Source organism: Rhodococcus artemisiae, from assembly GCF_036327795.1.
GTDB lineage: Bacteria > Actinomycetota > Actinomycetes > Mycobacteriales > Mycobacteriaceae > Rhodococcus > Rhodococcus artemisiae.
Window position 1 is genome coordinate 1 of the sequence record NZ_JAUTXY010000002.1, and the last position, 26,627, is coordinate 26,627.

Annotated in this window: 27 protein-coding genes; 12 read left to right on the forward strand and 15 right to left on the reverse strand. The window is 64.5% G+C overall.

Features of this window, described 5'->3' with window-relative positions:
• A partial coding sequence (locus Q7514_RS04245) for a transposase (RefSeq protein ID WP_330132023.1) occupies positions 1-830 on the forward strand: 830 nt, incomplete at its 5' end.
• 55 nt (positions 831-885) lie between these two features.
• On the opposite strand, the gene Q7514_RS04250 is transcribed toward Q7514_RS04245, so the two are convergent.
• Together Q7514_RS04250 and Q7514_RS04255 are read right to left on the reverse strand one after the other, a co-directional pair.
• A complete protein-coding gene (locus Q7514_RS04250) occupies positions 886-1,419 on the reverse strand; it encodes a MarR family winged helix-turn-helix transcriptional regulator (protein WP_330132024.1) in 534 nt (177 codons plus the stop codon).
• A 58-nt stretch (positions 1,420-1,477) separates the two neighbouring features.
• Positions 1,478-2,404, reverse strand: coding sequence for a DNA-3-methyladenine glycosylase family protein (locus Q7514_RS04255; RefSeq protein WP_408016031.1), 927 nt, complete (start codon positions 2,402-2,404; stop codon positions 1,478-1,480).
• Positions 2,405-2,474: 70 nt separating this feature from the next.
• On the opposite strand from Q7514_RS04255, the gene Q7514_RS04260 reads away from it, so the two are divergent.
• Positions 2,475-2,999, forward strand: a complete 525-nt coding sequence (locus Q7514_RS04260; RefSeq protein WP_330132026.1) for a ribonuclease H family protein — start codon at positions 2,475-2,477, stop codon at positions 2,997-2,999.
• Positions 3,000-3,035: 36 nt separating this feature from the next.
• Here Q7514_RS04260 and Q7514_RS04265 read toward each other — a convergent pair whose 3' ends face one another.
• The 12 genes from Q7514_RS04265 to Q7514_RS04320 all read right to left on the reverse strand — a co-directional run bounded on the left by Q7514_RS04265 (position 3,036) and on the right by Q7514_RS04320 (position 14,853).
• On the reverse strand, positions 3,036-3,791 hold the full coding sequence (locus Q7514_RS04265; RefSeq protein WP_330132027.1) for an iron ABC transporter ATP-binding protein: 756 nt from the start codon (positions 3,789-3,791) through the stop codon (positions 3,036-3,038).
• Entirely contained in the window at positions 3,788-4,816 is a 1,029-nt protein-coding gene (locus tag Q7514_RS04270; RefSeq protein WP_330132628.1) for an iron chelate uptake ABC transporter family permease subunit, read from the reverse strand. The genes Q7514_RS04265 and Q7514_RS04270 overlap by 4 nt, the downstream gene beginning before the upstream one ends.
• Before the next feature lie 61 nt (positions 4,817-4,877).
• The gene (locus tag Q7514_RS04275) at positions 4,878-5,858 is read right to left on the reverse strand and encodes an ABC transporter permease (protein ID WP_330132028.1); all 981 of its coding nucleotides are present in this window, start codon (positions 5,856-5,858) and stop codon (positions 4,878-4,880) included.
• 81 nt (positions 5,859-5,939) lie between these two features.
• Entirely contained in the window at positions 5,940-6,944 is a 1,005-nt protein-coding gene (locus tag Q7514_RS04280; RefSeq protein WP_330132029.1) for a siderophore ABC transporter substrate-binding protein, read from the reverse strand.
• Positions 6,945-7,067: 123 nt separating this feature from the next.
• Positions 7,068-8,636 (reverse strand): long-chain-fatty-acid--CoA ligase, encoded by a 1,569-nt coding sequence (locus Q7514_RS04285; protein ID WP_330132030.1) that lies wholly within the window; start codon positions 8,634-8,636, stop codon positions 7,068-7,070.
• A gap of 19 nt (positions 8,637-8,655) precedes the next feature.
• Positions 8,656-9,339, reverse strand: a complete 684-nt coding sequence (locus tag Q7514_RS04290) for a CoA transferase subunit B (RefSeq protein WP_330132031.1) — start codon at positions 9,337-9,339, stop codon at positions 8,656-8,658.
• A gap of 2 nt (positions 9,340-9,341) precedes the next feature.
• On the reverse strand, positions 9,342-10,100 hold the full coding sequence (locus tag Q7514_RS04295) for a CoA transferase subunit A (protein ID WP_330132032.1): 759 nt from the start codon (positions 10,098-10,100) through the stop codon (positions 9,342-9,344).
• Entirely contained in the window at positions 10,097-10,681 is a 585-nt protein-coding gene (locus Q7514_RS04300; protein WP_330132033.1) for an RBBP9/YdeN family alpha/beta hydrolase, read from the reverse strand. Before Q7514_RS04300 ends, Q7514_RS04295 begins: the two co-directional genes overlap by 4 nt.
• Positions 10,682-10,736: 55 nt before the next feature.
• Entirely contained in the window at positions 10,737-11,747 is a 1,011-nt protein-coding gene (locus Q7514_RS04305; RefSeq protein ID WP_330132034.1) for a zinc-dependent alcohol dehydrogenase family protein, read from the reverse strand.
• A 76-nt stretch (positions 11,748-11,823) separates the two neighbouring features.
• The gene (locus Q7514_RS04310) at positions 11,824-12,876 is read right to left on the reverse strand and encodes a BKACE family enzyme (protein ID WP_169690814.1); all 1,053 of its coding nucleotides are present in this window, start codon (positions 12,874-12,876) and stop codon (positions 11,824-11,826) included.
• A gap of 56 nt (positions 12,877-12,932) precedes the next feature.
• The gene (locus tag Q7514_RS04315; protein ID WP_330132629.1) at positions 12,933-13,781 is read right to left on the reverse strand and encodes a TauD/TfdA dioxygenase family protein; all 849 of its coding nucleotides are present in this window, start codon (positions 13,779-13,781) and stop codon (positions 12,933-12,935) included.
• Positions 13,782-13,878: 97 nt separating this feature from the next.
• Positions 13,879-14,853: a quinone oxidoreductase family protein gene (locus Q7514_RS04320; RefSeq protein ID WP_330132035.1), complete on the reverse strand. Its 975-nt coding sequence runs from the start codon at positions 14,851-14,853 to the stop codon at positions 13,879-13,881.
• A 199-nt stretch (positions 14,854-15,052) separates the two neighbouring features.
• On the opposite strand from Q7514_RS04320, the gene Q7514_RS04325 reads away from it, so the two are divergent.
• The 9 genes from Q7514_RS04325 to Q7514_RS04365 all read left to right on the forward strand — a co-directional run bounded on the left by Q7514_RS04325 (position 15,053) and on the right by Q7514_RS04365 (position 23,224).
• Positions 15,053-16,063 (forward strand): AraC family transcriptional regulator ligand-binding domain-containing protein, encoded by a 1,011-nt coding sequence (locus tag Q7514_RS04325; RefSeq protein WP_330132036.1) that lies wholly within the window; start codon positions 15,053-15,055, stop codon positions 16,061-16,063.
• A 186-nt stretch (positions 16,064-16,249) separates the two neighbouring features.
• Positions 16,250-16,597: a carboxymuconolactone decarboxylase family protein gene (locus Q7514_RS04330; protein ID WP_408016043.1), complete on the forward strand. Its 348-nt coding sequence runs from the start codon at positions 16,250-16,252 to the stop codon at positions 16,595-16,597.
• A gap of 29 nt (positions 16,598-16,626) precedes the next feature.
• Entirely contained in the window at positions 16,627-18,000 is a 1,374-nt protein-coding gene (locus Q7514_RS04335; protein ID WP_330132038.1) for an MFS transporter, read from the forward strand.
• 115 nt (positions 18,001-18,115) lie between these two features.
• The gene (locus Q7514_RS04340) at positions 18,116-18,991 is read left to right on the forward strand and encodes an amidohydrolase family protein (protein WP_330132039.1); all 876 of its coding nucleotides are present in this window, start codon (positions 18,116-18,118) and stop codon (positions 18,989-18,991) included.
• A gap of 221 nt (positions 18,992-19,212) precedes the next feature.
• A complete protein-coding gene (gene phnD / locus Q7514_RS04345) occupies positions 19,213-20,112 on the forward strand; it encodes a phosphate/phosphite/phosphonate ABC transporter substrate-binding protein (RefSeq protein ID WP_330132040.1) in 900 nt (299 codons plus the stop codon).
• Positions 20,112-20,933 carry a phosphonate ABC transporter ATP-binding protein gene (locus Q7514_RS04350; protein ID WP_330132041.1) on the forward strand — a complete coding sequence of 274 codons (822 nt, stop codon included), beginning with the start codon at positions 20,112-20,114 and terminating at the stop codon, positions 20,931-20,933. Before phnD ends, Q7514_RS04350 begins: the two co-directional genes overlap by 1 nt.
• The gene (gene phnE / locus Q7514_RS04355) at positions 20,914-21,780 is read left to right on the forward strand and encodes a phosphonate ABC transporter, permease protein PhnE (RefSeq protein ID WP_330132042.1); all 867 of its coding nucleotides are present in this window, start codon (positions 20,914-20,916) and stop codon (positions 21,778-21,780) included. The genes Q7514_RS04350 and phnE overlap by 20 nt, the downstream gene beginning before the upstream one ends.
• Positions 21,777-22,580 carry a tyrosine-protein phosphatase gene (locus tag Q7514_RS04360; protein ID WP_330132043.1) on the forward strand — a complete coding sequence of 268 codons (804 nt, stop codon included), beginning with the start codon at positions 21,777-21,779 and terminating at the stop codon, positions 22,578-22,580. The genes phnE and Q7514_RS04360 overlap by 4 nt, the downstream gene beginning before the upstream one ends.
• Positions 22,577-23,224 carry a TetR/AcrR family transcriptional regulator gene (locus Q7514_RS04365; RefSeq protein WP_330132044.1) on the forward strand — a complete coding sequence of 216 codons (648 nt, stop codon included), beginning with the start codon at positions 22,577-22,579 and terminating at the stop codon, positions 23,222-23,224. The genes Q7514_RS04360 and Q7514_RS04365 overlap by 4 nt, the downstream gene beginning before the upstream one ends.
• A 6-nt stretch (positions 23,225-23,230) precedes the next feature.
• Here the strand turns inward: Q7514_RS04365 and Q7514_RS04370 are convergent, their stop codons facing one another.
• Positions 23,231-24,895: a class I adenylate-forming enzyme family protein gene (locus Q7514_RS04370; protein ID WP_330132045.1), complete on the reverse strand. Its 1,665-nt coding sequence runs from the start codon at positions 24,893-24,895 to the stop codon at positions 23,231-23,233.
• A 309-nt stretch (positions 24,896-25,204) separates the two neighbouring features.
• On the opposite strand from Q7514_RS04370, the gene Q7514_RS04375 reads away from it, so the two are divergent.
• Positions 25,205-26,584: an ABC transporter substrate-binding protein gene (locus tag Q7514_RS04375; RefSeq protein ID WP_408016044.1), complete on the forward strand. Its 1,380-nt coding sequence runs from the start codon at positions 25,205-25,207 to the stop codon at positions 26,582-26,584.
• The last annotated feature ends 43 nt before the right edge of the window (positions 26,585-26,627 follow it).

A 26,627-nucleotide genomic window follows, 5' to 3' on the forward strand; every position in this document is an offset into this window, starting at 1 on the left:
AGGCGGTCAAGGTAGTCACCCGCGCTCACCAGACGCTGATCTGGGAACGCACTCGCCACCTGTTGCGGTTGCGGGTAGCGTTGCGGGACTACTTCCCCGCCGCGCTCGAGGCCTACACGCCGCTCGGGCTCACCTCCACCCCAGTGTTGACCCTGCTGGCCAAGGCCCCGACCCCGGATATGGCCGCCGCGCTCACCCTCCGGCAGATCACCGCCGCGTTGAAGAGCCGCCGTGACATCGAGACCAAAGCGGCGGCGCTCCAGCAGGTACTGCGCGCCGAACACCTCGGCCAGCCCGCTCCTGTGACCACGGCGTATGCGGCGACGGTCCGGTCACTCGTGGCGATCCTGACGACGCTGAACTCCGAGATCGCGAACCTCGAGAAAGACGTGTCGGCGCATTTTGGTGAGCACCCGGATGCTGAGATCCTGCTCAGCCAGCCCGGTCTCGGCGTCGTTCTCGGTGCCCGGGTGCTTGCCGAGTTCGGGGACGCCCCGGGCCGTTATACCAGCGCGAAGGCGCGCAAGAATTACGCCGGGACCAGTCCGATCACCAGGCAGTCCGGCAAAACGCGAGTGGTCTCCGCCCGGCATATACATAACGATCGGCTTGTCGATGCCCTGCACATGCAGGCTTCCTGCGCGCTCCTGCACGATGAGCAGGTCCGTGCCTATTACGACCAGCTTCGCGCCCGCGACGTCAGCCACAATGCCGCTCTGCGGCAGGTCGGCAACCGGCTCGTCGGCATCCTCCACGGCTGCCTCAAGACCCACACGCACTATGACCAGGCGACCGCGTGGTCGCATCGTCAGCACACCCTCGCTGCTTGACAGCTGAGATCCAGGGATGTCTGATCGGTCACCTACGACCAGAGAGGCCGCGTGGTTACCGGTCGGTGCGGGAGTGATGCTCCACAAGCTTGGTCAACATCGCAGTGAATTGCGCACGTTCGTCCGCATCCAGTGGTGCGAACGCCACGTCCTGCACCGCAGTGAGCGTGAGCTCGAGGTCGAACAGCCGGTTCCGTCCTCGGCGGGTGAGGCTGATGATGTTCCGGCGCCGGTCGCTCGGGTCGGGAGCGCGTTCGACGAAGTGCCGATCGACGAGTGCGTCGACGACGGACACCACGTCGCTGCGATCCAGACCGCATCGGCGTCCCAGATCGACCTGGCTGGACGGCCCGTACTCGTCGAGCGCGGCGAGCACGCGGTAATGGTGCCCGCGAGCATCGGAGGCGTCGAGGCGGTCGAACACGACGCGGTGGATGTGAAGCGCGGCTTGGCTCAGCAGGAAGCTGGGGAGATGCTCGAGTCGAGCCGGACCGGTCGGGGTAGCACTGACCGGACCGGTCGGGATAGCACTGACCGGACCGGTCGGGATAGCACTGACCGGACCGGTCGGGGCATCGATGGCGGGCATGCGACGGAGTCTACGTTCGGCGATGCCCGGGACGAAAGTTCCATGAGGCCCGTCCCTGTCACCGTCCGCGGTGGTCGGTGATGGGCGTGCGAGGCCCGCGTTTCGGCACTCGGGAGTACCCACCGGATGCGGCGATCAAGCGCACCGCCCGATAGCGGTGAGGACGTAGTGGTTCGAGGTACTCGACCATGCCGTCGTCGTCGAGCGGTCCGCCGAGCAGCGACCAGCCGACGACGTTCGCCAGGTGATAGTCGCCCACCGACAGTGCGTCGGCGTCGCCGAACGCGCGCTGCGCGACCTCGGCGGCGGTCCACACGCCGATTCCCGGCAGGGACCTCAGTTTCCGCTGGGCTTCGTCCGGGGGGTCGTCGCACAGGCGCTCGAGACGGTCGGCGAGCTGCGCGCACCGCACGATCGTGCGCGCCCGGGCGGGGTCGACGTTCGCCTTGTGGAACTCCCACGATGGGATTCGCCGCCACACCTGGGCGCTCGGCGGAACACACATACCTGTCGGTGCGGGGCCCGGGGCGGGTTCGCCGAAGCGGGTGACGAGGCGGCGCCACGATGCGAACGCCGCGACGCCGTGCACACGCTGTTCGAGGACGGCCGGGACGAGCGATTCGAAGACGCGTCCGGTGCGTGTGATCCGCAGTGCAGGGAATAGCCGGTGGGCCTCGACGAGCGCGGGATGTTCGGGTGCGAAGCCGGACGGGTCGTCATGAGCACCGAGGAGTGCGGGGAGCTGTTCGTGTAGTTCTGCCGAACCGGGGCCCCACAGTTGTGCGCGTGCTCCGTTCGGGCCGTCCTGGGTCAGGCGGTATGTCACCGGACCGGACTCCATCCGAGACACCCGCCACACGGCGGCGCCGTCGGTGCGGTGACATGGATCCCACGCGCCACGCTGGAGAGGCAGCAGCGTCGACGCGAGGTCGACGGGCCATGGCACTCTTATACGGGTGTCCGTGGTGAACGTGGACGTGGGCACCGAATCACCGTACGCCCGTGAACGAAACTCGGGTTTAGACGGTGTCGGACGGAAAGGCTATGGTCGCGACATGATCATCGTGAGCACCGACGGATCCTGTTTGCGCAATCCCGGTGGCGCCATCGGGTGGGCGTGGGTCAATCACGAAGGCCCCAGTGCATCGGGGGGTGAGCGTTCGGGAACCAATCAGATCGCGGAACTGCGGGCACTGCTCGAAGCGCTTCGCGCACATCCCGGTTCCGACCCGATGATCATCGAGTCCGATTCCCAGTACGCCATCAAGTGTGCGTCCGAGTGGCTGCCCGGCTGGAAACGCAAGGGCTGGAAGACGGCCTCGGGTGCCCCGGTGAAGAACCTCGATCTGGTTCGCGACATCGACCGCGAGATCGCCGAGCGCAAGGGGCCCGTGCGGTTCCGCTGGGTGCGCGGGCACGTCGGCAATCACTTCAATGAGGTCGCCGACAAGCTTGCCGGTGAGGCAGCACGCGAGGCGGCCGCCCGGCCCGGTCCCATCGAGGTCCCGAAGAGCACGCCCGCAGCGGTCGAGACCAAGAATGCCTCGCCCGCTGCAGATGCCGAAATGACTCTGTTCTGAGTCCGGCCGGCGTGCTGCTCAGTACCGGCGTGCTGCTCAGTAATAGACGGCGAGGCGGCCGTTCGGCCCGTCGACGCAGGTGACGGGGGTATCGAAAACTCCGGTGAGGACCTCGTCCACCAGGATCTCGTCGGGGGTCCCGAACTCCACGACCTTGCCGTCCTTCATCGCGCAGATCCGGTCGGCGTAGTGGCCGGCGAAGTTGATGTCGTGGAGCACGATGACCACGGTGCGCCCGAGTTCGACGGCCACCTTGTGGAGATGCTGCATCATTTGGACCGAGTGCTTCATGTCGAGGTTGTTGAGCGGTTCGTCCAGCAGGATGTAGTCGGTGTCCTGGCACAGCACCATCGCCACGTAGGCGCGCTGCCGCTGCCCGCCCGAGAGCTGATCCAGGTAGCGGTGCTCGAGGTCGGTGAGGCCGAAGAACTCGATGGCCTGGGTGATGGCGTCCTCGTCCTTGCTGGTGAGACGGCCCTTCGAGTGCGGGAACCGGCCGAAACCGACGAGCTGCCGCACCGTCAACCGGGTCACGAAGTGGTTCTCCTGGCGGAGCACCGAGACGATCTTCGCGAGGTCCTTCGACTTGGTGCTCGAGACGTCGTAGCCGGCGATCTCGATGGTTCCGGCGTCGGCGCCGAGCAACCGGCCCACGATCGTCAGCATCGTCGACTTGCCCGCTCCGTTCGGTCCGACGAGGGCCGTGATGCCACCTGCGGGGATGGTCAGGTCGATCTCGCCGATCGTGACCGTGCTGCTGTACTCCTTACGGAGTCCCTTGATCTCGATCAAAGTCTGCCCTTTCGGAGGATCACGTAGAGGAAGGCCGAACCGCCGACGGCCTCGATGATGATGGACACGGCGCCCTCGGCGTAGAAGATGTTCTTGAGCACGAAATATGCACCGCCGAGGATGACGAATCCGGTCAGAATCGCCACCGGGAACACGAAGCGGTGGTCGTGTGTGTTCGCGAACTGGTAGGCCAGGGTCGCCACGAGGAAACCGAGGAAGGTCAGGGGGCCGACGAGAGCCGTGGTGGTGGCCATGAGGACCGACACCAGAAACAGGATGAGGATGATCTCGCGGCGATGGTTCATGCCGAGATTGGTCGTCACATCCTTGCCCAGTGCGACGATGTTGAGTCTGCGAGACCGCCACCACAGCGTTCCTGCGGCGGCGACGCAGAGCGGGATCGCCAGCGGCAGGTAGGACGCGTCCGCGTTGGACACCGAGCCGAACAGCTTGGCGGTGAGAATGTCGAACTCGCTGGGCGTGAGCATGCGCTGCATGAACGTCGCGACGGAGCCGAGTCCGCCACCGAGCACTATGCCGACCAGCAACATCACCTGCAGGTTCGCGTACTTACCGGACAGCAACCACCCGTAGAGCATCAGCGCGAAGCCGACCATGAGCACCAGCATCAAGGCGAACTGCGGCACACCCTGGAGGGTCGTCACCCCCACTGCGCCGAGGAAGAAGACGGCGGCGGTCTGAATCGCGACGTAGAGTGCCTCGAACCCCATGATCGACGGCGTGATGATGCGGTTGTTCGTCGCGGATTGGAATGACACCGTCGCGACTGCCTGGCACACCACGACGAGCAGGATCACGACGAGATTGGTGGCACGCATCCGGGCGATCCGCCAGTAACCCGTAGTCCCGAACTGGACCGGATTGTCCCAGGCCACCAGTCCCACGGCGATCACGACGGAGAGGAGGGTGAGGGCACCCACGAGGATCCAGTAGCGACGTCGTTGCCGCACGGTCGAGAAAGCCCCGGTACCTGTGTGTCGTTTCCGCACTGTCTCGGTGGACATCGTCGCGGTGGACGGTGTGACGACGGCCGCACCACGATCTGTTGTGACAGGCGCTTGTGTATCAGGCATTGCGGCGGCTCCGGAGAAGCAGGGCGATGAAGACGATGGAGCCGACGACGCCGAGGATCAGCGACACCGGAATCTCGAACGGCATGATGATCGTCCGGCCGATCAGGTCACAGACGGTCACGATAGCGATGCCGAGCAGACACACCCAGGGGAGGTTGCTGCGCAGGTCGTCACCGCGGAACATCGACACGATGTTGGGGACGATCAGCCCGAGGAACGGGAGAGCGCCCACCACCACGGTGACGACGCCGGTGGCGACCGCGATGAGGCCCGTGCCCAGAAGAATGATGCGGTTGTAGTTCAGGCCGACGTTGGTGGCCACGTCCTCGCCGAGTCCCGCCACCGTGAACCGGTCGGCGACGATGAACACGAGGACCGCGACGATGGCGACCACCCAGAGGACTTCGTACTGGCCCTTGATGATCGACGTGAAACTCCCGGCGAACCAGATGCCCAGGCTCTGGAGTTTGTCGGTCGCGAGGGCGATGTATGTGGTGATGGAACCCACCACAGCGCCGAGCATGATGCCGACGATGGGAACGATCAGCGACGACGACAACTGCACGCGGCGCAGGAAGAGGAAGAAGATCATCGTCCCGATGAATGCGGCGACGATGGCGCCGAGCATGCGGGGCATGAGGCCTGCGGTGGGGAAGACGATCATCATGATCAGCAGCCCCAGACCTGCCCACTCGGTCGTCCCGGTGGTGGTCGGCTCCACGAAGCGGTTCTGGGTGAGCAACTGCATCACGAGGCCGGACATCGCCATGGCCGCGCCGGCGAGGACCAGCGCGATCGTGCGGGGGATTCGGGTGATACTGAACATCTCCCAGCCGAACTCGCCACCGAAGATGTCGAACACACCGGTGAACAGAGATACGACCAGTAGGAGTCCGACCCCCAGGAAACCCAGTAGGAGTTTCCAGTCGAAAAGCTTGTCCCGCGTCCGGGAGGGTCTGATCTGCGTACTCATCTCACCGTTGTTCTCACTCGTGAATCACATCGGCCGCGGGCCCGGCCTGATGGCCGAACCCGCGGCGATCGACGCGCTGGATCAGTTGTTCTCTGCGCCCTGTGCGTTCTTCTCGAGCAGATCTGCGAGGGAGTTGAAGAACTCCGTGTAGGTCTGGATGCTCTCGTTGGTGTAGGTGTCGGCGGGCAGGTAGATGACGTTGCCGTCCTGGATTGCCGGCACGTTCTGCAGCGCCGCGGAGTCTTCGAGGACCGTCGCTGCGGGCACGTAGTCCGGGCCGTCGGCCGAGACAGCGGCGTCGCGATCCATGACGATGATCAGGCCCGGGTTGGATGCGGCGATGGCCTCGACGGAGATGTCGTCACCCTGGTGGTCGTCGGATCCCTCGGGTACCTCGAGTGCGGGGGTGAAGTCGAAGATGTCGAACATGGGACCGATGGTGCGGCCGTTGCTCGGAGCCACATAGCCGATCTGACCGCCGGACACGATGATGCCCATCACCGACTGATCGGGCGAGTATGCGGCCTGGACTCGGGCGATCGATGCGTCGAACGCGTCGCTGAGTTCCTGCGCCTCGGCTTGCTTGTCGAAGATCTCGCCGAGAACCGTGACGCCGCGCTTGAGCTCGGAGTCGAACGCCTCCTCGTCGCGGGGGGCGACCTCGACGATGGTCGCGTCCGGCGCGAGTTCCTGGAACTTCTCGCGGTACTGCCCGTAGCGACCACCGTTGATGATCAGGTCGGGGTCGACGGCGACGACGGCTTCGAGGTTGGGCTCGCGGTGCGAACCGAGGTCGACGATGCTGGCGTCCTCGGTGTAGGAAATCGTGTCCGGCATCAGGGAGACAGCGCCTGCGGCGAGCGGGATGCCCCACGTGTCGAGGGTCTCGAACGTGCTGTTGTCGGTGGCGACCACGGACTGCGGCGGAACGGTGACCGTCTGGGTACCGAAGTTGTCCTCGACCGTGACGGTCGTGGCGGCGGTGTCGTCGGAGGACTCGGTGGCGGGGTCGCTCGAACATGCCGTCAGGGCAAGGGCTGCCAACGTGCCGAACACGGCACCTCGGTACAGGCGGGAGGCGTTCATCGTTTTCCTTGCTGCTCGCTTACGAAGGGCAGGTAATCCCTTTAGGACACCTTACAAAACGGTTAGCATAACCTAACCTGGAAACTTCGCTAGCTCTGCCTCGGATCCCCTGGTGAACTGGTGTTATCGGCGACCTGCCTTCGTGGCGAGTTCGCGCTTGAGGATCTTGCCCGTCGCGGTCATCGGGAGCACTGTGGTGAACTCGATCGATCGCGGGTACTTGTACACCGCCATCTGATCCCGGCACCACGCGATGAGTTCGGCCTCCTCGACCTGCTTGCCCGGTTCGAGGATGACGAACGCCTTGACCTCCTCGCCGTGCGTCTGATGAGGCACGCCGATCACTGCTGCGAGCGAGACCGCGGCGTGCGTGATCAGCACTTCCTCGATCTCCCGTGGGTACACGTTGAAACCGCCGCGCACGATCAGGTCCTTTGCGCGGTCGACGATGTAATAGAAGCCGTCGGAGTCCCGTCGGGCGAGGTCGCCTGTGCGCAGCCATCCGTCGCGCATCACCTCGGCGGTCGCTTCGGGGCGGCCGAGATAGCCGGACATGACGTTGTGTCCCCGCACTGCGATCTCGCCGACAGTGTCGAGGTCGGTCACGGTGTTCCACTCCGTGTCGACGAGTCGCGCCTCGATTCCCCACACCGGGACACCGATCGATCCGGGGCGGGGTTCGCGCTCCGGGTCGCTGAACAGGGCCAGCGGCGAGGTCTCGGAGAGGCCGTAACCCTCGAGGATCTGCACACCGAAACGCTCGGAGAACTGAGTGAGGATTTCGACGGGAAGTGCTGCTCCCCCCGAGATCGCGCGACGCATCGTCGCGGCGATCCGGTCGACATCCACACTCTCGTCCAGTGCGCTGAGCAGGCCCCAATACATTGTCGGCACACCGGCGAAAACGGTGATGCCCTCGTCCGTCATCAGTCTCAAGGCTGCGCGTGCCTCGAATCGTGGTAGCAATACCAGAGTGCCGCCCACCGACAGTCCCGCGTTCATCGTCACGGTCTGACCGAAGGAATGGAACAGGGGTAGCGTCACGAGGTAGGTGTCGTGGCGGATCGGGTTGCTGTCGAACAGTCGGTTCGAGGTGACGGCATTCATCACCATGTTGGAGTGGGAGAGCTGCGCGCCCTTGGGTTTTCCGGTGGTACCGCTCGTGTAGAGGATGACCGCGATGTCCTGCGGTGCGCGCACCACCGTGGAGAATGCGTCCGAGGTTTCCGCGAGTGCAGCTTCGAGACCCGAAACGTCGCCGGTGCCAGTGCCGGTTCCAGGCTCGTGGCCCGCGACGAACATGACGCGGCACTGTGTTGCCGACTCGAATCCCGCTCGGCCGAACTCGCCGATCGGCAGGTCCGGACCGCCCTCGAAGCAGATGTAGGCTTTTGCTCCGGAATCTTCGAGGTGATAGGCGATCTCGCGACCCTTGAGCATGATGTTCAGCGGCACCACGACCGCGCCGGCCTTGAGGATGCCGTAGTAGACGATCGGGAACTCGGGCACGTTGGGGAACGACATAGCGACGGTATCGCCGGGCTCGATACCGTGTTCGATCAGGAGGTTGGCGACCTGGTTCGAGCGGGAGTCGAGTTCGGCGTAGCTGATGCGAGTGTCTCCGAGCACCAGTGCGTCACGGGACGGGTATCGCCGGGCGGAATCTTCCAGGAGGACAGACAAGTTGAGCATTGTGGAGTCGCTTTCAGGATCAGATTCGGGAGGAGAGGGAGACGGTCGTGGTCAGGGAGGCTCCGGTGGCCGCTCGGACCTGCTCCTCGGTCACACCCGGCGCGCACTCACGCAGAGCCAGACCATCGTCGGTGACATCGATGACGGCAAGATTCGTGACGATCCGCTGCACCACGCCCTCACCCGTCAACGGAAGCGAACACGAATCGACGATCTTCGGCGCACCGGACTTGTCGGTGTGCTCCATCAACACGATCACCTTACGAGCACCGTGCACCAGATCCATCGCACCACCCATGCCCTTGACCATCTTGCCCGGCACCATCCAATTCGCCAGATCCCCGGTCTGGGAGACCTCCATACCACCGAGCACGGCGGTATCGATATGACCACCACGGATCATCCCGAACGACAGTGCCGAATCGAAGAACGCCGCACCCGGATCGACCGTCACCGTCTCCTTACCGGCATTGATCAGATCCGGATCGACCTCCTCGTCCGTCGGATACCGGCCCGTGCCCAAGATCCCGTTCTCACTGTGCAACGTCACCTGCACACCCTCGGGCAGATAATTCGGGATCAGGGTCGGCAAGCCGATACCGAGATTGACGTACTCACCCGGTGACAGTTCCTGCGCGGCACGCGCAGCCATCTCGATCCGCGACCACCCGACGGTCTCGGCGGTGTCCACACTGGTGCTCATGCTCACGCTCCCTTTCCGGCGCTGACGGTGCGCTTCTCGATCAGCTTGTCCTGGATGCCGGTGTGCACGATCCGATCGACGAACACACCCGGCAGATGCACCTGCCCCGGATCGATCTCACCCGGCTCGACGAGCTCCTCGACCTGCACGATGCACACCGCGCCGGCCATCGCCGCCAGCGGATTGAAATTCATCGCGGCCTTGTTGAACACCAGATTGCCCTCGGTATCCCCCCGCAGCGCATGCACCAACGAATAGTCGGCGCTGATCGACTCCTCGAGCACATACCGCTTACCACGGAACTCGCGGATCTCCTTCGCCGGCGACGCGATCTGCACCGACCCGTCCGCCGCATACCGCCACGGCAACCCACCCTCGGAGATCGGGGTGCCCACACCCGCGGGAGTGAAGAACGCCGGAATCCCGGCACCACCGGCGCGGAGTTTCTCGGCGAGGGTGCCCTGCGGTGTCAACTCCACCTCGAGTTCACCGGAGAGGTACTGGCGTGCGAATTCCTTGTTCTCACCGACGTACGACGCGGTGACCCGGCGGATCCGTTTTTCCCCGAGAAGAATCCCGAGTCCGTGGCCGTCGACGCCGCAGTTGTTGGAGAACACCTCGAAGTCGGTGGCGTTGCCGGCGGCGATCGCGGCGATCAACTCGTCGGGGATACCGCACAGGCCGAAACCACCGACGGCCAGCGACGCACCGGAGGGGATATGGGCGACCGCGTCGGCCGCCGTAGCGTAGACCTTGGTCATGACGTGGCCGCCTCGCATCGGTCGAGCAGTTCTTGCAGGAACTCGTCGGCTTTCGGCCACTCGCCGAATCCCGACGCGGGGTTGAGGTGTCCGACCTCACCCAGGTCGACGAACCGGCTACCCCACACCTCGGCCAGGCCTGCGACCCTACGCTGCTCTGCGAGCGGGTCGTTGCTGCTCGCCGCGACGATGCTGGGGAAGGGGAGACGGCGTCGCGGGATCGGAAGCCAGCCACCCTGTTCGAGATCATCCATCGTGGGATAGTTCTCGGGTAGCGGGGACTCCAGATCGGCCGGCGTCGCGAGCAGGGCACCGAGGATCGGTCTGGTCGACTGCTGCGCCCAGTGCACAGCGATCAGGACACCGGCGCTGTGCGCCACAAGAACCAGAGGTCCGTCGACCTCACCCACTACCGCGTCGAGCGCGGCGATCCGGGCCGCCAGACTCAGCTTGTCGTGCTCGAGCGGGGGTACCGTGCGCACCCGGTCGAGGCGATCGGCAAGCCGGGTCTGCCAGTGGTCGGCGACGTGGTCGCGCAGACCGGGGACGATGACCACGGTCGGTTCGGCATGGTTGTTCATTGCTCTCCCAAATCTGTTGTTCCACAGCGACCGTCGACGCTGCAAGATCGTGTGCTCAGATGTCTACGCAGATCTTCCCGAAGTGGCCACCGGACTTCTCGTAGTGGAACGCCTCTACGAGATCGACCAGGGGGAAGTGCCGGTCGATGATCGGCCGCAGGCCGGTCGATTCGATGGCGTCGATCATGTCGAGTTGGTGCCGGCGACTGCCCACCAGTAATGCACCCATTCGAAGTTGACGGGCCAGAGCCAGACGGATCGGGACGTCACCTCCGGTACCGGTGAGGACGCCGATCATGGCGATGTGGCCGCCGACGCGGGATGCAGTCATCGACTGCTGCATTGTTCCGGAGCCGCCGACCTCGATGACGTGGTCGACTCCGCGGTCGCCGGTGATCTTGCGGACCGCGGCGCCCCAGTCCGGTGTGGAGCGGTAGTTGAGGACGTGATCGGCCCCGATCTCGCGGAGCCGATCCAGCTTGTCGTCGCTCGACGAGGTGGAGATCACTGTTGCACCAGCAGACTTGGCGAATTGCAGTGCGAAGATCGATACGCCACCGGCCCCCAAGGTGAGGACGGTGTGTCCTGGACGGAGCGCACCGTCGACGAACAGTGCCCGCCACGCTGTCAATCCGGCTGTCGTCAAGGTCGCTGCTTCGGCATGACTGTAGCCCTCGGGTGCACGAGTGAATGCGGCCGCCGGCATCGTGACCTCGGTGCGTGCGAAGCCGTCGATGCCGTCACCCGGTACGCGTTCGAATCCTTGGGCGGTGGGTTCTCCGTCGATCCAGTCGGGGAAGAATGTGCTCACCACGCGGTCGCCCACAGCGAACTCGGTGACGTCCTGTCCGATCGCGATCACCTCACCGGCGCCGTCGGACAGCGGTATTCGGGGTTCGCTCACGCCCTTGAGCCCGCTGACAACGGCGAAGTCGTGAAAATTGAGCGAAGCGGCGCGAATCCGCACCCGTACTTCACCGTCGCCGGGTGTGTGTTCGGCGAGCGCGACCTCGGTGACGGTGTCGAAGCCGCCACCTGCACCGACCTGCAACGCTGTGACAGCCATGTCGTCCGTACTTTCCTTTCGTATCGGACGCGACCCGGGCCCGGCGTGAACGGCGGGCCCGGGTCGCGGTGATGGGTCAGGCGTGCTGTGTGAAACCGACCTGCCCGGGCCGTCGGTTCGGTGCGTACCCGAGCTTGGCGAGGGTTTCGTCGGCGTCGCGGTAGGTCTCGCCGATCTTGTAGATGTCGCGGGCTTCCTTACCGGTGGCGACTTCGCGGCCGAGTTCGCCGGCGATGCGGACCAGTTGCTGGATCTGCTGGACAGAGGTCATCTTCTCGCCCTTGCGGCCCCAAATGGTGTCTTCGTTGCCGCAACGGTTGTGCAGACCCATCGCAGTCGCCATGGTGTTGACCGGAAGGACCGAGCGCATGAGCGTTTCGAGGGTCAGGCAGGCCCCGTCCGGGACACGCTGCACGAAGTTCATGATGTTGTACGGGTTGGGGCCGTCGAAGCCACCGCCGATGCCCACCCAGGTCAGGTTGAGAGGTCCGGTGTACACCCCGCGGCGGATGAGACGCTCGACGGTCTCGAGTTGCGGGATGGACGAGAGCTGGAAATGGGGCTGGATGCCGGCCGCCTGCAAACGTCGCAGGTGCTCCTCTACCCACTCGGGACCGGCGGGAACGGTCATTTCGCGGTATGCCGCAGCAAGTTCCGGACGTTCCATCGAGGTGCCCGCGATGTCGTCCGCGGTCATGAGCTCCATGATGTTCATCTGGCTGGTGTTGATCGCGATCGTGACCTGATCAGGCTTGGGGTCGAGCTCGGCGAGCATGTGCCGGGTGTCGTCCGAGAGCCATTTCGCGTCGGCGCCTTCACCTTCCGGAGCGAAAGAGATGGACCCGCCGACCTGCAGGATCATGTCCGGCACGGCCTCGCGCAGGCCGGCGAGGAGTTCGTTGAACTTCGACAGGCGCTTGGAGCCCTTGCCGTCGAGTTCCCGCACGTGGATGTGCAGCACGGTGGCGCCGGCCTCGTAGCAGTCCACCGCCTTCTGGATGTGCTCTTCCATTGTCAGCGGCAGGTCTTCGCGGAAGTCGTTCGGCTCCCATTCGGGTCCGTACGGCGCGCAGGTGATGACCAGCTTTTCCTGGCATTCGGGGAAGAGGGCATCGTCGTGGAAATGCATGGCAGTCTCCTGTGGATCGAGTTGGGAAGTCTTGGGTCGAAAAAGGATCGGTGCGATCAGAAGGGGCGGTCGCCGATGATTCCGGCGCGTTCCATCTTGCGGACGGCAGGCCAGTAATCCTGGACCGCGTAGTGCTGCGTGCACCGGTTGTCCCAGATCGCGACGCTGTTCGGTGTCCATCTCCACCGCACCTGATATTCGGGGATCGTCGCCTGGCTCTGCAGGTATCGGAGCAGATCGCCGGCCCCGGGCGCGTAGTCGATGCCGCATCGGACATTGTCTGCGTTGTGGAAGTTGGTGAAGTGCGTGGTGAAGCTGTTGACGAAGAGGACCTTCTCGCCCGTTTCCGGATGGGTACGGACGACGGGGTGCTCTGCGTCGGGATAGCGTGCCTTCAGCTCGAGGCGCTTCTCGATCGGCAGTCTCGCACCGAACGACGCTTCGATGCTGTGTCGCGCACGCAGGCCGGCGATCTGTTCCTGGACACGCTGGGGCAGTCGCGCGTAGGCGAGGGCCATGTTCACCCAGATCGTGTCGCCGCCGATAGCGGGACCTTCGACGCATCGCAGGACGGATCCCATCGGCGGGTTCTCTCGCCAGGTGGCATCGCAGTGGTAGGAATTCTCGAATGCCTCGGGCGGGCTGTCGAGGTCCTTGTAGATGCGGACCAGACCTGGATGCTCCGGATCGCTGCCGAGTACCGGATGATCCTCGAGCCGGCCGAAGCGTTCCGCGAGCGTGACGTGCTCGGCCCGGCTCATGTTCTGGTCGCGGAAGAACAGCACCTTGTGTTCGAGTAGCAGTGCTTTCAGTTCGGCGAACAGCGCGTCGTCGCGAGACACCTCGGCCAGGTCCACGTCGTGAAGTTCTGCGCCGATGCTCGCGGTCAACGGTCGCGCGTTCATCGGACTCCCGGAGGCTGTACCGATGCAGGGTTTCGCACGGTCGACAGTGGTGGTCATGGCGGTTGTCCTCCTGTCCATGACGATGGGTGGGTGTGGGTCAGACCGAGAACACAGAGGAACCGACGCTGATGCCGGATTCCAGTTCACGGTGAGCGAGCTCGGCTTCTTCGAGCTTGTACCGCTGGTTGATGTCGATCTCGATGCGTCCGGCGGCGACGTGTCCGAACAGCTCGTTCGCCAGTTCGGCGCGCTCGGCAGGGTCGGCGATGTAGTCGGCGAGCGCGGGGCGAGTGACGAACAGTGAGCCCTTGACGGCGAGTTCCATGGCGTTGATCGGCGGGATCGGGCCGGAAGCAGTACCGAAGGCCACCAGCAGGCCGCGGCGGGCGAGGGAGTCGATCGAGGACTGGAAGGTCGACTCACCGATGCTGTCGAACACCACTGGCACGCCCTTGCCGTCGGTGAGCTCGCGGACTCGCTCGGCGACGTTCTCTCGGGTGTAGACGATGACCTCGCTGCACCCGTGGGCTCGCGCCACCTCGGCCTTCGCGTCAGTGGACACGGTGCCGATGACGTTGATGCCCAAGTGCCGTGCCCACTGGCAGAAGATCAGACCGACGCCACCGGCCGCCGCATGCAGCAGGACGGTGTCCCCGATATTCAGCGGGTGGATGCGGCGGAGCAGGTACGAAGTGGTCAGGCCGCGCATGGTCATTGCGGCTGCGGTGTCGAAGGGGATCTCGTCCGGAAGGGCGATCAGATGCTCGGCCGGCATCACGCGTTCGGTGCTGTACGCGCCGAGCGGGCTGCCCGTGTAGGTGACACGATCGCCTTCCCTGAAGTCTGTGACACCCGAGCCGATCGCCTCGATGACACCGGCGGCTTCGACTCCCATTCCTGCGGGGAGCGGGGCCGGGTACATACCGGTGCGAAAGTAGGTGTCGGCGAAATTGAGGCCCACGGCTTCGTGCCGGATCCGGACCTGGCCGGGTCCAGGTTCGCGGACCTCCACTGACTCCCACTTCAGGACCTCGGGGCCGCCGGTTTCGTAGAATCGGATCGCCTGTGCCATCTGTTCTTCTCCTCTGATGTCGCTGCGCCTGATGTCACCGCGTCGTCGGTGTTCTGCCACCTCGGAGGGTTCGTGTGACGCTGATAACACGACAGTAATCAGGAGTCGTGGGTCATACTTACCCTCAGGGGACATATTTATTGCCGATTCGGGACAGGCGTCCGAATCGGCGCTGCGGCAACGAAGGGAGGGGTCGACGATGAGATCGGCGAAACCTCTGGCGCGCTACGCGGCGCTGACGGGCTACATCGACCTGGGGCGCTCGTTGTCGGTCGAGCCGGTCCAGCTGCTGCGGAGCGTCAATCTCGATCCGGCGGGTCTCGAGCTCCAGGATCGCTGGGTGCCGGCCGCGTCGATCGCGCGACTGCTCGAGCTGTCGGCCGCAGCGACGGGACGTCAGGATTTCGGGCTCAGGCTTGCCGAACGGCGACGGTTGTCGACACTCGGCCCCCTGAGCATGGGTATCCGGGAGGAGCCGGATGCCCGGAGTGCGCTGCGGATGCTGATCCGCTATCAGCACACCTATAACGAAGCGCTGTTCATCGAGGTCATCGAACGCGATGGGCTGGCGACCGTCGTTCTCCGCGTCGAGACCGGCGAGCCGATGCCCGTGCGCCAGTCCGTGGAGCTCGCCCTTGCCGTGATCCATCAGCTGTTGCAACACCTGCTCGGAGATCGTTGGCGACCCGTGTCGGTGTCCTTCGAGCATCAGCGACCCGACGACGACAGCACCCACCGCCGCATCTTCGATGCGCCCCTGACATTCGGTGGTGACTACTCCGGAATCGTCATGTACGCGAACGACCTGGACCAGCCCAATCGCCTGTCCGACCCGTTGCTCCGCGGCTACGTACGACAGGCTCTCGACGAACTCGCAGCTCCGGAGGCGCCGACCCTCGAGCAGCGGGTGCGCGAGCTCGTCGAACTGCTACTGCCGACCGGGCGCTGTTCCGTCGAGCAGGTTGCTCAGAGTCTCGGCGTGGATCGGCGCACGGTCCACCGACATCTGGCCAAATCGGGGCAGACCTTCACCGGGGTAGTCGACGCCACTCGCGCCGAACTCGCCCGGCGGTTGGTGGCGAGCGGGCGGCACACCTTCACGGAGATCTCCGAAATGTTGTCGTTCTCGGCGCCGAGTAGCTTCTCCCGGTGGTTCGGTCAGCAGTTCGGCATGAGTCCTCGTGAGTGGCGCAAGCGCTCCGAAGAATGACTGTCCCGAAATGTGAAGAATTACGTCCCGGCAGGATAATTAATCTCGATCAGCGAGGGATAACGTGATGTGCACCACGTTCACCGTGGAATGGCGTGCATGACACACCACACTTCGACCCCTGCGTGAAACGAGTGCCGCGTGACCACGAAACCCGATTCGATTCCCACCCCGACCCTCGACGCCATGCGTCGGGATGGAAAATGGAATCCCTTGTGGGACACCCTGTCCGACTGGGATCCGGAGTGGACCGAGCAGTTCATGGCGATGAATGCCACCCCGATCGAGCGGGGCATCTTCACGCCGGAGTTCGTCGAACTCCTCAGCATCGCGATCGACGCTGCCGCTACCCACATGTACGCCCCCGGCGTACGGCGGCACATCCGTGCTGCGCTCGATCTCGGAGTCTCTCGCGACGAGATTCTCACCGTTCTGCAGATGGTCAGCGTCCTCGGAATCCATGCCTGCAATCTCGGCGTTCCGATCCTCGAGGAGGAACTCGACGCACATCAGGCGCGTCACGCAGCGTCCTGACCACACCTTCCCCCACTCGAGGAGCTCTCATGGGAAACCCTCCCGCCTCGATCGGTACCTCCGTCGAACTCGGCCCCGACTCTCCGGCCGATGTACTAGGATCCGATCGCATCGACTCTGCTCAGCCCCGCCGCCGCCCCACCTATCCCTGGGTGGTCTTTGCGCTGACGTTCGCGTTGCTGCTGTCCGATTACATGTCGCGCCAGGTGCTCAGTGCGGTCTTCCCGTTCCTGAAGGCCGATTGGGATCTGTCGGATTCCCAGCTCGCGTCGCTGACCAGCATCGTCGCGCTGATGGTGGGTTTGCTGACCTTCCCGCTGTCCCTGCTCGCGGACCGCTGGGGCAGGGTTCGCAGCCTCGCCCTGATGGCGGTGATCTGGAGCATCGCGACGTTGTTCTGCGCGGTGGCAGCCAACTACGAGCAGATGCTCGCCGCTCGCTTCCTGGTGGGCGTCGGCGAGGCTGCGTACGGCAGTGTCGGAATCGCATTGGTGCTCAGTGTCTTTGCACCCCGCATCCATTCGACTCTCAGCGGTGCTTTCATGGCCGGCGGCTCGTTCGGTTCGGTCGTCGGCGTCTCGCTCGGCGGTGTCATCGCTGTGCACCTGAGCTGGCGATGGTCGTTCGCTGCGATGGCAGTGCTCGGCCTCATTCTCGTCGCGCTGTTCCGCATCGTGGTCACCGAACGCCGGTTGGCCGCACACGCAGTCGACCAGGATGTCGCGTCACCTGCACGCCCGGACGCGCCCCCGATCCGAGTCCCCGTCTCGTCTCTGTTCACCAACCCTGCGGTCTGGTGCGCGTATCTCGGTGGCGGTCTGCAGATGTTCACCGCTGCAGTGCTGCTGTCGTGGACCCCCAGTTTCTTCAACCGCGAGTACGGCATGGCCCCGGACAAGGCGGGCCTGATCGCCGCGGCCTTCGTGATGCTGATCGGCACCGGCATGGTGGTGTGCGGCATCATCACCGACCGGGTCAGTCGCAACAACCCCTCCGGGAAGTGGTCCAGTGCCATCGCGTACTGCGTCATCTCGTTGACGTCCCTCGGAATCGCATTCCAATTGGAACCCGGTGCCGCGCAATTGACGCTCATCGCGCTCGGTGCCTTCTTCTCTGCCGGTTCCTCCGGCCCGACTGCAGCGATGGTTGCCAGTCTGACGCACCAGTCGGTGCGCGCGTCCGGCCTGGGGACCTTGACCGTCGCCAACAATATCCTGGGGCTGGCCACCGGACCGTTCATCGTCGGCATCCTCGCCGACCGGCTCGGCCTCATCGGCGCACTGCAGTTGACCCCGCTGGTGTACGTGCTCGCAATCGTGGCGCTGTTCTTCGGTAGACGGTTGTACGCGGCAGGGCTCGACAAGCTCGCGATTCAGAGTGCAGCCGCAGCGGCAAAGGCCTGACTCTGCGCTCCGCAGAACGACAGGACCGGGTGCGGATCGCTTCCGCACCCGGTCCCGGCCTGTTCAGGCCCCTCCATCGAAGGTTGTTCCGATACACCATGTGTACGGTCGCAGTGTGAACGAGATCGATCAGGTTGCGCAGTTCCGTCGACGGCACGGCATCGATGAGCTCATCGATGTCCACACGCATTTCATGCCGAAGAACGTGATGGACAAGGTCTGGGAGTACTTCGACACGGCAGGACCGCTCGTCGGACGGACCTGGCCCATCACCTACCGACACACCGAGGAGGAGCGCGTCGAGCGACTGCGCGCGTTCGGTGTCCGGTACTTCACGTCGATGCTCTACCCGCATCGGCCGGAGATGGCGGCGTGGCTCAATTCGTGGTCGGCCGATTTCGCCTCCCGAACCCCGGACTGCCTGCACACCGCGACGTTCTATCCCGAACCGGGCGCGGCGTCCTATGTCGCCGAGGCGATCTCGTCCGGTGCCGTCGTGTTCAAATCCCACATCCAGGTCGGCGACTACACGCCACTCGATCCGCAGTTGAAGGACGTGTGGGGACTGCTCGAGGACGAAGGGCTACCGATCGTCGTGCACTGTGGGTCGGGGCCGGCTCCCGGAACGCACACCGGACCCGAGCCGATGGCCGAACTGATGCGCCGGTACCCGAATCTGGCGGTGATCATTGCCCACATGGGGATGCCGGAGTACGAGGCCTTCCTCGACCTCGCGGACGAATACCCGCGCGTGCACCTCGACACCACGATGGCGTTCACGGACTTCGTGGAAGCGGACATGCCGTTTCCCGAAGCGGCACTGCCCAGGCTCGATACCCTCCGGTCGAGGATCCTTCTCGGCACCGACTTCCCCAACATCCCGTACGGCTACCTCCACCAACTCGAGGCGGTCGAGCGGTTCGCGCCGGATTCCGCGTGGGTACGCGAGGTGTGCCACGACAACGCGGCCGCATTGTTCGGGCTGGGGTAGCGCCAGCGTCGTTCGCTGCAGAAGAAGGCAGATACACACTGTCAGAAGTTGTGTACCTGCCTTTTCTGTTGTGTGGGCGATCGTTCGGGTGTAGCGGCAGCACCGAGTGTTCACCTGGCGTCCAATTTGCAGTACGACAGTCTCGTAATTCCGCGTTACGTGGGGGAGTTCCAATACAGCCGTTCTCGTTATCGATACGACGTCGCTGTGAAAGGGACATCATGCGTCGCCACACCATCACCGCGGGCATCCTGGGCCTGACTGCCCTTGTCGCGGTCACCGGTTGTCAGGCAACCAGTACGGATACGGATGAATCCGCCGCTGTCATCAAGATCGCCACAACTCCGCTGGGGGACGATCCGACCCAGGCCAACCCGATCGAATCACTCGCTTCACTTCTCGAGACGGAGACCGGGCGCGCGGTCGACATCGTCGATGTACCCGACTATCTGAGCGTGGTGGAAGCGATCCGCTCCGACCACGTCGACTTCGGCATCATGAGTGGCTTTCCCTCGGCACTGGCTGTCAGTACCGGTGAGGTCGACGCACTCATGGCATGGCGGGGCGATGGGGCGCCCGTCTCCACATGTGTCGTCCTCGACGACTCTCCGGTGCAGGCGCTCGACGATCTCCGCGACGGCACGGTCGCCTTCGCAGACCAGGCATCGAGCTCCGGGTACTTCATGCCCGTCTACATGCTGCACGAGGCAGGGCTCGAGCAGAACGATGACTACGAGGTGATCTTCGCGGGCGGCCACGAGGGTAGTTTTGCCGCGCTCGAACAGGGTCAGGTCGATGCCGCGTGCACGGCGATTATGCTCACCGAGCTCGGCGCGCCGATGTTCCCGTTCGAGGACGGCGAGTGGCGTGGCGTCGGTGAAAGTCCATCGATGCCCATAGCCGGCGCGGTGCTGGCACGTCCTTCACTCGACGAGGACACCCGCGCACTCCTGCAGCAAACGCTCCCCCGGGTGTTCTCCGAGGAGAACGCTGATGCGCTCGGCGCGCTCGGTTCAGGATTCGTCGGCCGTGAGGCGATCATGGACCCGGCCGGCTCGGAGTTCCAGTCGTTCGTGGACATCGCCGCAGTCGCAGGCGTCGAACTCGAGGACCTGGACTGATGAGCGCAACGACCCTCACTGCCGCCGCCCCGTCGGTACGGGCATCCAGCCAAGGCTCGCCTGTTGTGACCGTCAGGGCCCTTCAGGTTGCCTATGACACCGAACTCGTCCTCGACCGTGTGGACCTCGACCTTCACCCCGGTGAGATGGTTGCGCTCCTCGGTGCTTCCGGCTCCGGCAAGTCGACACTGATGAAAAGTCTGACCGGCTTTGCGCCGATCACCTCGGGCACAGCCGATGTCGCCGGGCGCGACGCCACCAGCGCATCCGGCCGGGAACTCCGCAGGCTGCGTGCCGACGTCGGCCAGGTGTTCCAGCAGTTCAACCTCATTCCCCGATTGAGCGTGTTCTCCAACGTTCTCACCGGTGCACTGCACCGGGCAGGACCTCTCAATGTGATCGGAGGCTTCACCAGCGAGCATCGACGACTCGCGATGCACTATCTCGACCGGGTCGGAATCGCACACAAGGCGAAGGAGCCTGCCCGCTCGCTGAGTGGCGGACAGCAGCAGCGTGTTGCGATCGCCCGTGCACTCATGCAACAACCCCGTGTCATCCTGGCCGACGAACCCGTCGCGTCTCTCGACCCGAAACTGGCCACGTCGGTGCTCGAGCTGTTGCATGACATCGCGAAAGGGGACGGCATTCCGGTGCTCGTGAGCCTGCACGTCCTTCCGCTCGCCCTCGCACACAGCGATCGGATCATCGGTCTCCGCCACGGCGAGATACTCCTGACCGCGCCGACAGCCCAACTCGATTCCGAAAAACTGTCCGTACTCTACGAATTCGAGGAGGTCGACGATGACGATCACCTCGCCTGATCCCGCACTCCAGCGCGATCCGATTCGGAAATCCGGGCACGTCATCGAGTCGCTCGACCAGGCCGAGCGTCATCGGCTCGAGCAGGCGTTCTCGATTCCCCGTACCCGGTTCCTCGCAGGAATCCCGATTGCGCTCATCGTCCTGCTCTGGTCCTTCAATGGTGCCGAATTCAACTTCGGCAAACTCGGTGACGGTGCTGTGAACATGGGCGAGTTCATGTCCCGGCTCTTCCCTCCGGACTTCTCGAAGTTCGGCAAGATCGTCGAACTGCTGATCGAGACCTTGCAGATGGCGATCGTCGGGACGGTACTCGGAGCGGTGTTGTCGCTGTTCGTGGCATTTGCGGCAGCTTCCACTCTCTCGCCGAAATGGATCTACTACCCGGCGCGCTGGACGATGAACGTCATCCGCTCGATCCCGGACCTCGTCTTCGCGCTCATGTTCGTCTCCGCAGTGGGGCTCGGCCCCTTCGCGGGCATCCTCGCAATGACACTCGGCTCACTCGGCTCGATCGGCAAGGTGTACGCCGAAGCAATGGAAGCCGTCGACCGCGGCCCGACGGTGGCCATGGAGGCGGTCGGCGCGTCGAAACGCCAGGTCATCCAGTACGGAGTACTTCCGCAGGCCGCGCCCCTGCTCGTGTCCTACACATTGCTGCTCTTCGAGGGGAATGTCAGGGGTGCCACAATTCTCGGTCTCGTCGGGGCCGGCGGCATCGGACTCGAACTGACCACGGCGATGAAGATGTACGACTACGGACATCTCAGCGCCATCATCATCTGCATCATCGTGCTGGTCACGGTGATCGACCAGGGCAGTGCCCTCATCAGAAGGAGAATCACGTGACGATCACTACTGTCGACATCTCGCTGAGCATCCCTGCCAATCTGCGGGACATGGGAGGCATCCGGATCGCGGGCGGTGTTCTGCGAGCGGGTCTGGTCATCCGAGCCGACGACCTTTCCACGATCCCAGAGGAGACAGCACGCGACCTCGTGGAGGGTGGCCTCGTCAGCGTCATCGATCTTCGATCGACTGACGAGGTCGCTCTCACGGGGCGTGGGGTGCTCGCCGGACACCCGGTCGCTTATCACCACCTGCCGCTCATGGCGGACATCGGTCAGGGGATGTCCGGTCTCTCGAAGGACGCAAGTTCGTCGGAAGGCGCAGGGCCGTCGACATTCTCATTCGATCATGTCCAGTTCGGCACGATGTACGCGGACATGGTGGAACGCGCCGCACCTCAACTCGCCAGCGCGTTGTCGATCATCTCGCTCGCTCCCGGAGCCACAGCATTCCATTGCACGGCCGGCCGCGACCGCACCGGCGTGCTCGCCTCGCTGTTGCTGCACTCGCTCGGCGCCGGCGACGACGACATCGTCGCGGATTACGCCCTCACCGACACGAACATGGCCGGGGTCCACTCCCGCACCCACGCCGTCATGAGTGTCCTGATGACGCGGATCGGCTTCGACCTCGACGATATCGCTGCATCGACGATCACGAACGAACCGTCCGATATTTCGATGATCACGATGCTTGCGGTTCTGCGTGAACGCCACGGCGATCCGCTTGCACCCCTGCGTGCGGCAGGCTTGGGCGACGACGTGGTGGCGCGGCTGCGCGAACGAGCGCGCGCGGCATGACGACGAGTGAGGTCCGTGCCACGGAGCAGGAGCGCCGTGGCCCGGGCCGTCCTCGCGACCAGGATCTCGACCAGCAGATACTCATGGCCACTATCGAACTCATCGACGCAGACGAGGCAGTGACCGTCACGCGCGTCATCGAACGTAGCGGCGTCAGCCGTGCAGCTCTCTATCGACGGTGGCCGTCGGTGACATCTCTCGTGGCCGCTGCGCTGGACGTCGGCCGAGAGGTACCGGAACCGGTGCCTTCGGGCGGAGATCTGCGTGAGGCGATCGTGGCATTGTTGGCCGGGACGGCGATTGGTGCTTCCGAGTTCCCGGAACAGCGGTTCCGGCATCGGATCAAGCTGAGTATGGAAGACCCGGAGTTGCAGCGGGCGTATTGGAATTCGCATGTGCGGCGGCGGCGCGTCCCGATCGAGGATGCACTACGGAACGGTGTCATGTCCGGCGTCTTCCGGTCGGACCTCGACCTCGAAGCGTGCTTCGATCTCATCGCGGGCGTGTTCTACTACCAGATGATCGTGCGCGGCGACAGGATGGACGATCCGGTCGTGCGGTCGAGGTGCGAGGCAGCCCTCGACGTCGTGTGGCGCGGAATGCTCGCCGATGCAGATGGGGAACGGTCGGCATCGGCGAGCTGATCGCGCTCAGACGGAGAGGTCGCGCCGGATGATCTTGCCGGTCGCGTTGCGCGGCAGTAGATCCTGCGTGATCTTCCAGGTCTTCGGGATCTTGAAGTAGGCGAGGCGTTCCTTCAGGAAGTCCCGAAGGTCGTCTTCGGTGGCGTTGGTGTCGGCGTGAAGTACGACCACCGCGCCGACCTCTTGCCCGAGGTCTTCGTCGTCGATACCGATGACGGCGCATTCCTGGACTGCGGGATGCTCGTCGAGGGCCTGCTCGATCTCGGTCGGGTACACGTTCTCGCCGCCGCGCAGGATCAGATCGGAGCGCCGGCCGGTCAACCGGAGTCTGCCGTTCTCGAGAGTCCCGTAGTCGCCGGTGCGCAGCCAGCCATCGGAAGTGATCGCACCGTCGGTCGCGGCGTCGTTGTTCCAGTAACCGAGCATCACGAACGGGCTGCGGACACAGATTTCCCCCTCGACACCATCGTCGACCTTCACGCCGAACGGGTCGCGGATCTCCATGCTCACAGTGAGGATCGGGCTGCCGAGCGTGCCGGGGAAGGCTTCGATCTCGGGTGCGGTTGCCACCGCAATTGCGGTGCTGCACTCGGTCAGACCGTAGCTGTCCACGAGCGCCTGCTTCGCGAACGGGAACTTCTCCTGCAGTCGCTTCTTGAATGCCGGAGACGACGGTGCGGATGCCAGTGCGAACGCGCTCAGTGACGACAGGTCGTACTTGTCGGTGTCCTCGTGTTCGAGCATGCGGGACGCCATGGTCGGGACGGCGCCCCAGTTGGTGACCTTCTCGCGGTCGATCAGGGTGAACACCTTGTCGACGTCGAAGGCGCCCTCGGTCATGACGAGGGCGCTGCCGGTGGCGAGCCGGGGAACCGCGAGGTTGTGCAGGCTGGCGATGTGGAACAGCGGCGACGTCACGAGGTAGCGGAGGTCGCTCGGCACGGCGTCGTCGTACGGGCGCCCGTACATCTCCGACATCATCGCATCGTTGAACCGGTGGTAGTCGATGACGGCGAGCAGATTCCGTTGGGAATGCACCGCGCCCTTGGGGCGTCCGCTCGTGCCGCTGGTGAACAGGATGACGGCGGGATCGTCCTCGGCGACGTCGGTGACCGGGAGTTGGGCACCGGCTGCCGCGGCGACGATCCGCGGCACATCCTCTTCCATCGAGAGCAGCTCGAACCCGGACACCTCGGCCTTGGCGATCAGTGCGGCGCGCTTGGCATCGGCGACGATCACCTTCGGCTTCACCATCTCGACGCCGTACGCGATCTCCGCGGGCACCCACCACGAGTTGAGTCCGACGGAAATTGCCCCGAGGGCCTGTGTCGCCCAGAACGTGATGATCCATTCCGGGGCATTGGCAGCGAGCAGCGCGACCCGATCGCCCTTCCCCACGCCGTATTCGTCGCGCAGAGTCGTCGCCAGAGCCGCCACCGCATCGGCGTGCTGCGCGAAGGTGATGCGCCGATCGGCCGTGACTATGTAGTCGCGGTCGCCCCAGGCCTTCGACCTTGCGATCACATCGCCGATACGTCGGTCGCGATTGACCATCACCGGGATGTGGTTGCCACGAACCTCCTCCACAGCGATCTCGAACCGTCCGCCGGGGCCTGTCAGCCGGGATACGACCTTCTGCAGCATCTGTTGGACGTCCGCTGGTGCTGTCACTTCGATCGCCTTTCGTCGGTGTCGCCGTGGGGTTGTGCAACTTCGCGGGGCGACGATCTCATGCTCTGTCTCCAGTATGGCGTGATCGCTACCACTGACCGGGAGTGGACTGTGGTGGCGATCACCCCGAAGTCTCACTCACCGGGAGTCCGGGATGTCCGATGCGTGACGCTGGCTACTTTCTCGGCACCCCGATATGCCGCCGCGAGGTGCGATTTCCTCGCCGTCCTCGGCGTGCTCGAGACGAAGGAGATCTTCATCGTGAAACGCAGTACTGCTTCGAAGCTGGTGGCCGGCCTGGCCGCCACCATGGCGGTGACCTCGGCCTGTGCGTCGGATCGCGGACCGGATTCGTCGTTCGGCGGGCTTGCCCCGGTCGCCGCTGCGGAAGCGGCCGCAGCTCCGTCCGAGGTGAAGTTCGGAACGCTCGAGTCCCCCTGCGGCGCGGGTGATGCCGTAGGAGCAACGGATCAGGGCGTCACCGACACCGAGATCCGCATCGGATTCGGCGACGACAGCGGCTACGTCAAGAGCCCGGGCCTGAACAAGGAAATGGGCGACGCCGTCGCCGCCATGATCGATTGGTGCAACGAGCAGGGGGGCATCAACGGCCGGCAGATCACGGGTACCTACTACGACGGTGCGATGACCCAGGCGAACGCCGTCATGCAGAACGCCTGCGGGTCCGAGTTCATGATGGTCGGGCACGGCTTCGCCATGGACCAGACGTCCGAACAGACACGCGTCGCCTGCAACCTGGCAGCCGTCCCGGCGTTCACCGTCTCCCCGGATGCGGCGAACGGTCCGATGACGTACCAGGGCGTTCCCTTCCCCGTGGACTACGCCAACGGGTCGCAGTGGTTCCAGATTGCCGAGATGTACCCCGACCTTCTGAACGACTTCGACGTCATCGACTCCACGATGCCGACGATCATCACGTCGACGAACAAGATCCGCTCCATCGCGACGGCTGCGGGCTTCAACCTGAAGAACTGCGGCGTGACCCTCAACTACGAGGGTGAATCCAGCTACGTGCCGTTCGCCGAGAAATTCAAGGAATGTGGCGTGAAGGGCCTGTGGACGTCGCGGTCGCCGGTGCCCGCCGAGTTCAACTTGGTCAAGGCCTTCGACCAGGTCGGGATCGACCCCATCTTCATGGGCGAGGCCACCTGGTACGGCGACGCGGCTCGTGAGTGGAACGGCGCGAACGGTGGTCTGCTCGACAACCTGAACGCCGGCATGACCTTCCAGATGATCGAGAATGCCGACACCGTTCCCGCGGTGAAGGACTACGTCGACGTCGTTTCCGAACAGGGCGGCAAGACCGCGCTGCTCGGTATGCAGGCCACGTCGTCGTTCCTGCTGTGGGCAACGGCGGCACGTGAGTGTGGATCGGACCTCACCCGGCAGTGCATGATCGACGAACTGTCCGAGATCCACGAATGGGACGGCGGCGGATTGCACGCCGTGACCGATCCGGGCGCCAACATGCCCGCGAAGTGCGGTCTGGTCACCACGCTCGAGGGCACGGAGTTCTCGCAAGCGTTCCCGACTGAAGCCGGCACCTTCAAGTGCGACGACAGCTACCTGATCGCGACCGACGCGAGCACCTGGGGTACCGATCTCGGCCCCGACCGTATCGCCACGAAGTACCTGAATCCCAACATCATCAGGCCCGCGGCGTCCTGATCCGATGACGACCGGTGCCGGCAGCGTAGCCCGCTGCCGGCAC

What these genes read in the sequence shown, in the direction of transcription:
- Q7514_RS04325 (WP_330132036.1), top strand. Translation starts at nt 15,053, where the DNA reads ATGAGATCGGCGAAACCTCTGGCGCGCTACGCGGCGCTGACGGGCTAC.
- Q7514_RS04270 (WP_330132628.1), bottom strand. Translation starts at nt 4,816, where the DNA reads ATGTCCACCGAGACAGTGCGGAAACGACACACAGGTACCGGGGCTTTC.
- Q7514_RS04320 (WP_330132035.1), bottom strand. Translation starts at nt 14,853, where the DNA reads ATGGCACAGGCGATCCGATTCTACGAAACCGGCGGCCCCGAGGTCCTG.
- Q7514_RS04260 (WP_330132026.1), top strand. Translation starts at nt 2,475, where the DNA reads ATGATCATCGTGAGCACCGACGGATCCTGTTTGCGCAATCCCGGTGGC.
- Q7514_RS04280 (WP_330132029.1), bottom strand. Translation starts at nt 6,944, where the DNA reads ATGAACGCCTCCCGCCTGTACCGAGGTGCCGTGTTCGGCACGTTGGCA.
- Q7514_RS04365 (WP_330132044.1), top strand. Translation starts at nt 22,577, where the DNA reads ATGACGACGAGTGAGGTCCGTGCCACGGAGCAGGAGCGCCGTGGCCCG.
- Q7514_RS04285 (WP_330132030.1), bottom strand. Translation starts at nt 8,636, where the DNA reads ATGCTCAACTTGTCTGTCCTCCTGGAAGATTCCGCCCGGCGATACCCG.
- Q7514_RS04305 (WP_330132034.1), bottom strand. Translation starts at nt 11,747, where the DNA reads ATGGCTGTCACAGCGTTGCAGGTCGGTGCAGGTGGCGGCTTCGACACC.
- phnD (WP_330132040.1), top strand. Translation starts at nt 19,213, where the DNA reads ATGCGTCGCCACACCATCACCGCGGGCATCCTGGGCCTGACTGCCCTT.
- Q7514_RS04375 (WP_408016044.1), top strand. Translation starts at nt 25,205, where the DNA reads ATGGCGGTGACCTCGGCCTGTGCGTCGGATCGCGGACCGGATTCGTCG.
- Q7514_RS04335 (WP_330132038.1), top strand. Translation starts at nt 16,627, where the DNA reads ATGGGAAACCCTCCCGCCTCGATCGGTACCTCCGTCGAACTCGGCCCC.
- Q7514_RS04275 (WP_330132028.1), bottom strand. Translation starts at nt 5,858, where the DNA reads ATGAGTACGCAGATCAGACCCTCCCGGACGCGGGACAAGCTTTTCGAC.
- Q7514_RS04300 (WP_330132033.1), bottom strand. Translation starts at nt 10,681, where the DNA reads ATGAACAACCATGCCGAACCGACCGTGGTCATCGTCCCCGGTCTGCGC.
- Q7514_RS04310 (WP_169690814.1), bottom strand. Translation starts at nt 12,876, where the DNA reads ATGCATTTCCACGACGATGCCCTCTTCCCCGAATGCCAGGAAAAGCTG.
- Q7514_RS04330 (WP_408016043.1), top strand. Translation starts at nt 16,250, where the DNA reads ATGCGTCGGGATGGAAAATGGAATCCCTTGTGGGACACCCTGTCCGAC.
- Q7514_RS04290 (WP_330132031.1), bottom strand. Translation starts at nt 9,339, where the DNA reads ATGAGCACCAGTGTGGACACCGCCGAGACCGTCGGGTGGTCGCGGATC.
- Q7514_RS04315 (WP_330132629.1), bottom strand. Translation starts at nt 13,781, where the DNA reads ATGAACGCGCGACCGTTGACCGCGAGCATCGGCGCAGAACTTCACGAC.
- Q7514_RS04250 (WP_330132024.1), bottom strand. Translation starts at nt 1,419, where the DNA reads ATGCCCGCCATCGATGCCCCGACCGGTCCGGTCAGTGCTATCCCGACC.
- Q7514_RS04350 (WP_330132041.1), top strand. Translation starts at nt 20,112, where the DNA reads ATGAGCGCAACGACCCTCACTGCCGCCGCCCCGTCGGTACGGGCATCC.
- phnE (WP_330132042.1), top strand. Translation starts at nt 20,914, where the DNA reads ATGACGATCACCTCGCCTGATCCCGCACTCCAGCGCGATCCGATTCGG.
- Q7514_RS04295 (WP_330132032.1), bottom strand. Translation starts at nt 10,100, where the DNA reads ATGACCAAGGTCTACGCTACGGCGGCCGACGCGGTCGCCCATATCCCC.